Origin of the sequence: Arthrobacter arnarulunnguaqae, assembly GCF_051262515.1 — a bacterium.
In the GTDB taxonomy this organism is placed as follows: domain Bacteria; phylum Actinomycetota; class Actinomycetes; order Actinomycetales; family Micrococcaceae; genus Arthrobacter_N.
Genome location: NZ_JBIMER010000020.1, coordinates 30749 through 39738, shown reverse-complemented (window position 1 = coordinate 39738; position 8990 = coordinate 30749). Strand labels below are relative to the sequence as shown.

General features: G+C 69.2%; 10 protein-coding genes and 1 tRNA gene. 6 read left to right on the top strand and 5 right to left on the bottom strand.

Annotated elements, in window-relative coordinates; translation table 11 throughout:
• Positions 1-604, top strand: a 604-nt coding sequence (locus ACHAAJ_RS14025) for a ferredoxin--NADP reductase domain-containing protein (protein WP_494337661.1), incomplete at its 5' end; no start/stop codon positions are given.
• A gap of 575 nt (positions 605-1179) precedes the next feature.
• Positions 1180-1668, top strand: coding sequence for a hypothetical protein (locus ACHAAJ_RS14020; RefSeq protein ID WP_435728814.1), 489 nt, complete (start codon positions 1180-1182; stop codon positions 1666-1668).
• A 124-nt stretch (positions 1669-1792) separates the two neighbouring features.
• Here ACHAAJ_RS14020 and ACHAAJ_RS14015 read toward each other — a convergent pair whose 3' ends face one another.
• The gene (locus tag ACHAAJ_RS14015) at positions 1793-3286 is read right to left on the bottom strand and encodes a catalase (protein WP_435728813.1); all 1494 of its coding nucleotides are present in this window, start codon (positions 3284-3286) and stop codon (positions 1793-1795) included.
• A gap of 14 nt (positions 3287-3300) precedes the next feature.
• Positions 3301-3759: a Fur family transcriptional regulator gene (locus ACHAAJ_RS14010; protein WP_435728812.1), complete on the bottom strand. Its 459-nt coding sequence runs from the start codon at positions 3757-3759 to the stop codon at positions 3301-3303.
• Positions 3760-3861: 102 nt separating this feature from the next.
• Here ACHAAJ_RS14010 and ACHAAJ_RS14005 point away from each other — a divergent pair, with 102 nt between their 5' ends.
• A complete protein-coding gene (locus ACHAAJ_RS14005) occupies positions 3862-5142 on the top strand; it encodes an MFS transporter (RefSeq protein WP_435728811.1) in 1281 nt (426 codons plus the stop codon).
• Between the two features lie 118 nt (positions 5143-5260).
• Positions 5261-6130, top strand: coding sequence for a zinc metalloprotease HtpX (gene htpX / locus ACHAAJ_RS14000; protein WP_435728810.1), 870 nt, complete (start codon positions 5261-5263; stop codon positions 6128-6130).
• A gap of 39 nt (positions 6131-6169) precedes the next feature.
• Here the strand turns inward: htpX and ACHAAJ_RS13995 are convergent, their stop codons facing one another.
• Positions 6170-6658, bottom strand: coding sequence for a YajQ family cyclic di-GMP-binding protein (locus ACHAAJ_RS13995; RefSeq protein ID WP_435728808.1), 489 nt, complete (start codon positions 6656-6658; stop codon positions 6170-6172).
• Between the two features lie 148 nt (positions 6659-6806).
• Between ACHAAJ_RS13995 and ACHAAJ_RS13990 the strand changes: the two genes are divergently transcribed.
• Positions 6807-6891, top strand: a tRNA-Tyr gene (locus tag ACHAAJ_RS13990).
• 104 nt (positions 6892-6995) lie between these two features.
• On the opposite strand, the gene ACHAAJ_RS13985 is transcribed toward ACHAAJ_RS13990, so the two are convergent.
• Complete coding sequence (locus ACHAAJ_RS13985; RefSeq protein ID WP_435728807.1) at positions 6996-7409, bottom strand: hypothetical protein; 414 nt, start codon at positions 7407-7409, stop codon at positions 6996-6998.
• A gap of 176 nt (positions 7410-7585) precedes the next feature.
• Between ACHAAJ_RS13985 and trxA the strand changes: the two genes are divergently transcribed.
• Positions 7586-7972, top strand: a complete 387-nt coding sequence (gene trxA / locus ACHAAJ_RS13980; protein WP_435728806.1) for a thioredoxin — start codon at positions 7586-7588, stop codon at positions 7970-7972.
• A gap of 6 nt (positions 7973-7978) precedes the next feature.
• Here trxA and ACHAAJ_RS13975 read toward each other — a convergent pair whose 3' ends face one another.
• Positions 7979-8968: an acyl-CoA thioesterase gene (locus ACHAAJ_RS13975; RefSeq protein ID WP_435728804.1), complete on the bottom strand. Its 990-nt coding sequence runs from the start codon at positions 8966-8968 to the stop codon at positions 7979-7981.
• Positions 8969-8990 lie beyond the last annotated feature (22 nt).

Here is an 8990-nt window from a genome sequence, read left to right as displayed (position 1 = left end):
TGCGTCCCGCCGCCTGCACCTGCACTTCCTGCACAATCCCATCGAGGTCCTGGGGGATGACGGTAAGGTCTCCGGCATGCGCTTCGAACGGCAGGAGCTCGACGGCTCGGGCAACGTCCGCGGAACCGGCGAGATCCTGGACTACCCGTTCCAGGCCGTCTACCGCGCCATCGGTTACTTCGGCTCCGAACTCGAGGAGGTCGGTTTCGACGCGAAACGCGGCGTGGTCCCGAACGAGGGCGGCCGCGTCGTGGACGAGGCGGGCAACGCCGTCCCCGGGATCTACGCCACGGGATGGATCAAGCGCGGCCCGGTCGGCCTCATCGGGCACACCAAGGGCGACGCGCTGGAGACGATTGGGAACCTGCTCGAGGACCGGCTCGACTTGCCGCCCGCCCAGAACCCGGAGGAGTCCGCGGTGATCGACCTCTTGGAGTCCCGAGGCATCGGGTACACCACGTGGGAGGGTTGGCTGAAGCTCGACGCGCACGAGAAGGCGCTGGGCGAGGCGGCCGGAAGCGTGGACACCGCCGGCGGACCCGTGACGCGGGAGCGCGTCAAGGTGGTGCCCCGCGAGGAGATGGTGAGAATCTCGCAGGATTAGCCCCCTGGCGCGCCCGGCGCCACCCATGCACCGAGAGCGACCTTCGACCCCCATCGAGAGACCATCTTGTGCCGCCATCGCGAAAACAAAAGCACACACCCGCCACCGTCTGGGCGGCCGCCGCCACGGTCGCTCTCGCGGCCGTCGGCTTTTCCGCGGCCGTAGCCATGCCGATGCTGTCGGGAACGCTGCCGGAGTCCGGCGCCGGCGACGGCGTCCCCGGCGGTCCCCGCGACGGGAGGGGCGGACCGACGTCGACAGCGTCGTCCCGAGCCACGGCCACCACGAGTCCGGCAACGCAATCGGCGGGCCGGACGGCGGACGCGGGCGCCGCGACGCCCGCCCCGGGGGAACCCTCTTCCACATCGACCGGTGCGGCGGGGGCCCGGGATGGCGACCCCGCCGTACGGGAAACCGGCGCGTCGTCTGCGGAACGCGGCCCAACGTCGAGCCCCGGCGAGGAACCGTCGGCCGTGCCGTCCGCGGCGCCGGCCGAAGTACCGTCCACCCCGCGTTCCGGTGGGCCGCCGCGGGACCCCACCACAACGCCGGCGTCGGAACCAGGCCCCTCGGATATGCCGCGGAGCCCCGATCCGTCCGTTCCGACGTCGTCGTCCAGCGGCGACCCGTCCGGTGCGGGCCCCTCGGAAACGACCAGCGCGGACCCGGCGGCTCCGACCAGCGGGACAGCCGAGCCGACGTCGTCCGCGCCCGCCCAGTCCCCGCCGGCAGGCAACGCGGCGGGAAGCCTGTCCGTCTCGCCGCAGGGCGACGGCTCCAACCTCGTGTTGCTGTCCGAGCCCGACGGTGGTTTCGCCGGCCCGGTGCGCGTTTCGCTGACCGTCGCCGACGGCACGCTGCTGGACCGGGCCGCGGAGGGGACCGACTGCGACCGGGTCGGAAGCTCCCTGTGGCGGTGCGACGTTGCGGACGCCCAGACGCTGCAGTTCCTGGTCCGGGCATCCGGCGCGTCCGACGGCGGTCCGGTGACCCTCCGCGTCGAGGCAACGGACGGGGCCGAGCGGACGTTCGCCGGGGACGTGACGCTGCCTTCCGTGGGCTGACCGGCGCCGCGGAAACCACCGACGGCGCGCCGAAGGCACAAAAGGGCCCTGCCCCATCGCCCGTCGGGGCGATGGGCAGGGCCCTTGCGGTATCCGTCCCGTGGGCGGACACCTGCGGGTGCCGCTAGCGGGCCGACATTTCGGCAGCGCCCTCGGTGACACCCTGGTCGCCGGCGGCGTAGCGCTCGCGCAGCAGGGCGCCGAGGTTCGCGTCGACGTTCGTCCAGTACTGGAAGAAGCGCTCGCGGATGTCCTCGATGGTGATGCCGCCACACTGGCCCAGCAGGGTCTCGTGGAAACGCGCCTTGGCGGCGGCGTCGTAGACCTCGCGGTACAGCGTGCCGGCCTGGCCGAAGTCGTCGTCGTTCGCCCGCAGTGTCTGCGCGGCGCGCATCAGCTCGCCGTCGGAGGCCCAGCCGCCCTCGGCTGCGCGCAGCGGATCGGCTTCCGGTCCGCCGAAGGAGTTCGGGGTGTAGACGCGGTCCTCCGGGGAGTTGAATTTGTACTGCATGCTGCCCTGGTGCATGTAGTTGTTGACCGGGGCGGCGTGCGGCTGGTTGACCGGCAACTGGTTGTAGTTGGTGCCGATGCGGTGGCGCTGCGCGTCCGGGTAGGAGAACACGCGGGCCATCAGCATCTTGTCCGGGCTGATGTCGGTGCCCGGAACCATGTTCGACGGCGAGAACGCGGCCTGCTCGATCTCCGCGAAGAAGTTGCGCGGGTTGCGGTTCAGCGTGAAGTGTCCAACGTGGACCAGCGGGTAGTCCGCGTGCGGCCAGACCTTCGTCATGTCGAACGGGTTGAAGCGGTAGGTCTTGCCCTCTTCGTACGGCATGATCTGGACCTTGACGTCCCACTCGGGGAAGTTGCCGGCCGCGATGTTGTCGAACAGGTCGCGGCGGTAGAAGTCCGCGTCGGAGCCGGCGAGCTGCTCGGCCTCGTCGGCGCCGATGTTGTGCACGCCCTGGCGGGAGATGAAGTGGTACTTGACCCAGAAGCGCTCGCCCGCGGCGTTGATCCACTGGTAGGTGTGCGATCCGTAGCCGTTGAGCTCGCGCCAGGAGCGGGAGAGCCCGCGGTCGCCCATGAGGTAGGTGACCTGATGGGCCGACTCGGGGGACAGGGTCCAGAAGTCCCACTGCATGTCCGCGTCGCGCAGGCCCGAGGCGCCGAGGCGCTTCTGGGAGTGGATGAAGTCCGGGAACTTCATGGCGTCGCGCAGGAAGAAGATCGGCGTGTTGTTGCCGACGACGTCGTAGTTGCCCTCGTTGGTGTAGAAGCGGAGCGCGAAGCCGCGCACGTCGCGCCAGGTGTCCGGGGAGCCCTGCTCGCCGGCGACGGAGGAGAAGCGCAACAGCGTCTCGCTCTTGGCGCCCGGCTGGAAGACCGCGGCGCGGGTGTACTTGGAGACGTCCTCGGTGACGGTGAACTCGCCGAAGGCGCCGCCGCCCTTGGCGTGCGGGTTGCGCTCCGGCACGCGTTCGCGGTTGAAGGAGGCGAGCTTCTCGACCAGGTAGCGGTCGTGCAGCGCGGTGAAGCCGTCGGGGCCGTTGGTCAACGAGTGCGCGTCGGAGGCAACGGGTGCCCCGGACTGGGTGGTGGTGAAGTTCTCAGACAAGAGATTCTCCTTCTTCATCGAATGGGTTCCCTGCGGGGAAGCGGTCCTGTGGCAACACCGGCCGCCTCGTTCCTGCAGTCTTCACAGACGCCCTGGTACAGGACGTCGGCAATCTGAATGGCCATGCCGTGGTCCTCGGACGGCGTCAGGCACGGGGCGTGGCCCACGGCGCAATCGACGTCCTCGACGCGTCCGCACCGGGTGCAGACGGCATGGTGGTGGTTGTCGTCCACACGGGTCTCGTAGAGGGCGGCGGAGTTCGGTGGGCTGAACCGGCGGAGTATGCCGAGCCCGGTCAGGTCGTTGAGCACGTTGTACACGGACTGGATCGACAGGTCCGGGAGCTCCTCGCGCACGGTGGCGACGACGGTGTCCGCGGACGAGTGCGGGTGGTTTTCCAGGACGGACAGCACGGCCAGGCGCTGGCGCGTGACGCGCAGCCCCTGTTCGCGTAGCCGTTCCGGGAAGTCCATACCCCTATTCTTCCCTCTATTTTGATCTTGTCAAAATAAGGTGCGCCTAACCCCGCTGTGGCTGCGCCCCGCTCCCCGTTGCTGCACCGCTAGAATCCAACGGTGCCCCGACTGTTTGCGGACCTGACGCCGCTGCGTATCAGCCCCGCGTTCCGCCGCCTGTGGATCGGCAACGCGCTCTCCGCCGTCGGCAGCCAGCTCACGCTGCTGGCCGTCAGCCTGGAGATCTACGCGCTGACGGGCTCCAGCTTCAACGTGGGGCTGCTCGGCCTGTTCGCCCTCGTTCCCCTGGTGCTGGCCGGGCTCTACGGCGGCGCGATCGCCGACGCGTACGACCGCCGAAAGGTGGCCCTCGGCTCCGCCGTCGTGCTGTGGGGAGCGACGGCCGCCATTGCGGCGCAGGCGTGGCTGGGCGCGAACAACGTCTGGCTGCTCTACGCGCTGGTCGCCGTCCATTCCGGCGCCGGCGGGATCAACCAGCCGACCCGCGGCGCCATCATCCCGGCGATCCTCGGTCTGAAGCTGCTCCCCGCGGCCAATTCCCTGAACATGGTCACCTTCGGCATCGCCCAGATGATCGGCCCCCTGCTGGGTGGCGTGCTGGTGGCCCAGGTCGGTTTCGCGTGGACGTACACGATCGACGTCGTGACCTACACGGCGGCCATCTGGTCCGTGTACCGGCTTCCGTCGCTGCCCCCGACGGGCGGGGTGGCGCGGGCCGGCCTGCGCTCGATCGTCGAGGGATTCCGGTTCCTGGCGACCCAGCCGAACATCCGCATGACGTTCGTGATCGACCTCGTCGCCATGATCACGGCTGCCCCGCGGGCGCTGCTGCCCGCCGTCGGGGCGGTCCTGATCGGCGGCGGGGAGACCACCGTGGGACTGATGCTGGCGTCCACGGCGCTCGGCTCGTTCCTCGTCGGGGTGTTCTCCGGGCCGTTGGGCCGCGTGCACCGGCAGGGCGTCGCCGTGTTCTGGTCCGTGGCCGCCTGGGGCGCGAGCATCGGAGGATTCGGCGTCGTGGTTCTCCTCGCGGGGCGGGATACGCTGCCCGACGACGGGTCGGCCACGCGCTGGGTCTGGGCCGCCGCCGCGTGCATGGCCGCGGCGGGCGTAGCGGACGCGGTCAGCTCCGTCTTCCGGACCACGATCTTGCAGTCCGCGACTCCGGACCACCTGCGCGGACGCCTGCAGGGCGTGTTCATCGTGGTGGTGGCGGGCGGTCCCCGCATGGGGGAGCTGGTCTCCGGAGGCGTGGCCACCGGCATCGGCGAGGGGTGGACGCTCGTTGTGGGCGGCGTCGCCTGTATTGCGCTGGCCGCCGGGCTGATGCGCTGGCAGCCGGGATTCCTCGCCTACGATTCGCGCCGGCCGGTGCCGTAGCGGGACACCGTAGCTGGTGCCTGGCGGAACACCGCGGCCGGCGCCGGCGTTGACTAGATTAGATGTAGGCGGGTCCGCACGGTGCGGTGCCCCGCGCACGAACAGGGAGTGACGATCGGTGCATAACCACAACAACGGGCTGAAAACCGCCGGACTGCTGGGCGGCATGTTCGCGCTGCTGCTGGCGATCGGCGGGTTGATCGCCTCCGGAACGGGCAACTCGTCGTTCATCTGGATCTTCGCGCTCATCGGCGTCGCGACGACCGCCTACGGCTACTGGAACAGCGACAAGATCGCCATCCGCTCCATGCAGGCCCGCCCCGTCACCGAACTGGAGCAGCCCGCGATGTACCGGATCGTGCGGGAACTCTCCGTCGTGGCACAGCAACCGATGCCGCGGCTCTACATCTCGCCCACCGCCGCCCCGAACGCGTTCGCGACCGGACGCAATCCGCAGAACGCGGCGGTCTGCTGCACGGAAGGCATCCTGCAGCTGCTGGACGAGCGGGAACTCCGGGGAGTGCTGGGGCACGAACTGATGCACGTCTACAACCGCGACATCCTCACCTCGTCCGTCGCGGCCGCGGTAGCGGGCGTCATCACGTCCGTCGCCCAGTTCATGCTCTTCTTCGGCGGCGGCGACCGCCGCAACGTCAACCCGCTGGCCATGATCGCCACCGCGCTGCTCGCGCCACTGGCGGCGTCGCTGATCCAGATGGCGATCAGCCGCACCCGCGAGTACGACGCCGACGAGGACGGCGCGAAGCTGACCAACGATCCGCTGGCGCTGGCCTCGGCGCTGCGCAAGCTGGAGATGGGAGTCCAGCGCGCGCCGCTGCCCGAGGACCAGCGGCTCGTCAACACGTCGCACCTGATGATCGCGAACCCATTCCTCGGCGGAGCCAAGAAGCTGTTCACCACCCACCCGCCGATGGCGGACCGGATCGCCCGCCTGGAGGGGATGGCCGGCCGCCCGCCGGGGCGCTGACCCGCGTGGGGAGCTGACCCGCGGGCGGCCGACGGCCGCCTAGCGCATGTTGACGAACTGCAGGTCGGCCTCCTCGAAGCCGCGCAGCAGGGTCATGGTGGCCTGCAGGTCGTCACGGGACTTCGAGGAGACGCGGAGCTCGTCGCCTTGGATGGTCGACTTGACGCCCTTGGGCCCCTCGTCGCGGATCAGCTTGTTGATCTTCTTGGCGACATCCTGGGCGATGCCCTCCTTGATGGTGGCCTCGATGCGGTACTCCTTGCCGGAGGCGTACGGCTCGCCGGCATCGAGGGACTTGAGGCTGATGTTGCGCTTCACGAGCTTGGTCTGGAACACGTCGAGGACGGCCTTGACGCGCTCCTCCGAGTTGGCCTTCATCAGGATCTTCTCGCCGCTGAAGTCGAGCTCGGCACCGACGCCCTTGAAGTCGTAGCGCTGGGCGATCTCCTTCTGCGCCTGGTTCAGGGCGTTGGACACCTCCTGGGTGTCGACCTTGCTGACAACATCGAATGTGGAATCGCTCGCCATGGAAGTCCTCCTGTTTTGGGTCGGTTTCTGCTGCGATCCAGCCTACCGGCAGGCGCGGTTCCCGGCCCGGCGGTCCCGCATCCGGGTCCGATTCGATTCTGCGCCGAATCTTAGGTAAAGTTTCTTCTCGTTCCATTACGGAGCGTTCGGCAGATTACCCGAGCGGCCAAAGGGGGCTGACTGTAAATCAGCTGGCATTGCCTTCACTGGTTCGAATCCAGTATCTGCCACCACCGTCCGGCAACGGACCACCGAAGAACCCCGGACCCCACGGTCCGGGGTTCTTCGCGTTCCGCGCGTGTTCCGGAAAGGTCCGACCCCGGATTTCCCCGGATCCTCAGGCAGCCATCCGGTCTTCCTCCGCCTTCCAATAGAGGTCCCAAAGCAACAGGTGCGCCCCGCGGTCCGCGTCCATGACGGCGTTGTAGTGCGCCCATTGCCAGTCGGTAGCGCCGTTCGCGTCCGGAGGGGCGGGGGAGCAGCCCGCGGGCGTCAGCCACTGTCCGCCGGCCCAGATGGCATGGATCGGACCCACCCCGGTCCCCGCGGGCGAGGGACTCGCGAGGGTGCGCGGAGGTTTGGTCCGACGCTGGATCCGTGCCGCCTCGCCGACGGCGTAGAGCTCGCTTTCGGTGCCCTCCGGGACCCCCGGGGGCAGCTCCCGGTAGCGTTCGGCCAACTCCAGGCCCTCGGAAATCGCGTCGCGCAGCAAGCGCTTCTCAAGGATGATCAACAGGGTGCGGCGCGGCATGGCCCGTTCCTCTCGTAGGTGCCTCTGGGATTCCGAGGCTAGGCGCCGAAGCGCGCCCGGAGGGGCCACCGCCGCCGAATGTGGATAACCCGGCCCCGTCCACCGACCACCGTCCACATTCCACCGTCGGGCCAAGGGGAGAGACACGCGCCATGCGGAGCGGCTACCGTTGCCCTATGGCAACCATCGATATCACCGAGGCCCAATTCGCGCAGACGCTCGAGGAGAACGACATCGTGTTCGTTGACTTCTGGGCGGAGTGGTGCGGGCCATGCAAGCAGTTCGCTCCGGTTTTCCAATCCGCGTCGGAGCAGTTTCCCGACGTCGTGTTCGCCAAGGTGGACACCGAGGCCGAGCAGGGCCTGGCCGCCGCCGCGGGCATCACCTCGATCCCCACGCTGATGGCGTTCCGCGACAAGGTGCTGGTCTTCTCACAGCCCGGAGCCATGGGCTCTTCGCAGTTCACGGACCTGGTCGACGCGGTCAAGGGCATCGACATGCAGGAGGTGCACGCCCAGTTGGCGTCCCAGGAAACCGCCACAGAGGACGCCTCCGCTAAGTAGGGCGGCTTATTCGTCCCCCGCCGACAGCACGTGGTTAGGGAGACGGTTCCCGGGGGCGGCCCCCCGGATGGCGATCAGGTCGCGGGCGTGGCCGTGCAGCGCCCGGTCCTCCGCGGTCCGCGGGGTCCACGCCGGAACCGGGACGGCGGACCCGCGGTCGTCGCGCGCCACCATGACGGTCATGCAAGACGTGGTCAGTTCCAGTTCGCGCGCGGTGGGATCCCCCGAGCGCACGTGCACCGCGATGTGCATGCCCTTGTTGCCCGTGTAGACGAGCCGCGCCTCCACCTCGACCACGTGCCCGATGAACAGCGGGCGGTAGAACCTCACCCCGCCTGAGAAGACGGCCACCGTGTCGCGGCCGCAGTAGCGGGTGGCGCAGACGTACGCCGCCTCGTCGATCCACGCCATGACGATGCCGCCGTGGACCTTGCCGCCCCAGTTGACGTCCGACGGCGCGGCCAGGAACCGCAGCACGACGCGTTCCCCGGTCCCCTCCTCCGTGTAGGAGACGCGGCCCATCGCCTCCACGATCTTCTCGCGTACCCCGATCCGCGCGATTGCGTGTTCCTGCTGCTCGCGTTCGAGGGTAGTGCCGGGGACGAAAGGCGGAATCGCCGTCGGCCGGCCGTCCCCGTCCACCGCCACGAAGATGACCAGACACTGGCTGCGCGCGTCGGCGCGCACCCCGGCGTCCCCGAAGGTGCGCGGGTCCCCGGAGGTGACCGTCGTCAGGATGTGCATCGAGGATCGGCCGGTGTGCACGATCCGCGCCTCCAGCTCCACCATGTCCCCGATCTGCACGGGGTCCGCGAAGTGGATGTTGCCCACGTAGGCCGTGACGCAGTACGCCTTCGCCCAGGCCACCGCCGCGGCGTAGGCGGCCTTGTCGACCCACTCCAGGATCGTTCCGGCGTCGACCGTTCCGCTGTGCCCGACGTCCATGGGTGCGGCCAGGAACCGCAGCCTCGCGACGTTCCGTTCCTCGTTGTGCATGCTCTGTCCCTCCGCGGCGGCC

Excerpts from the sequence above, each read along its gene's own strand:
- ACHAAJ_RS14020 (WP_435728814.1), top strand. The coding sequence starts at position 1,180 with ATGCCGCGGAGCCCCGATCCGTCCGTTCCGACGTCGTCGTCCAGCGGC.
- ACHAAJ_RS14010 (WP_435728812.1), bottom strand. The coding sequence starts at position 3,759 with ATGGACTTCCCGGAACGGCTACGCGAACAGGGGCTGCGCGTCACGCGC.
- ACHAAJ_RS13995 (WP_435728808.1), bottom strand. The coding sequence starts at position 6,658 with ATGGCGAGCGATTCCACATTCGATGTTGTCAGCAAGGTCGACACCCAG.
- ACHAAJ_RS13985 (WP_435728807.1), bottom strand. The coding sequence starts at position 7,409 with ATGCCGCGCCGCACCCTGTTGATCATCCTTGAGAAGCGCTTGCTGCGC.
- trxA (WP_435728806.1), top strand. The coding sequence starts at position 7,586 with ATGGCAACCATCGATATCACCGAGGCCCAATTCGCGCAGACGCTCGAG.
- ACHAAJ_RS13975 (WP_435728804.1), bottom strand. The coding sequence starts at position 8,968 with ATGCACAACGAGGAACGGAACGTCGCGAGGCTGCGGTTCCTGGCCGCA.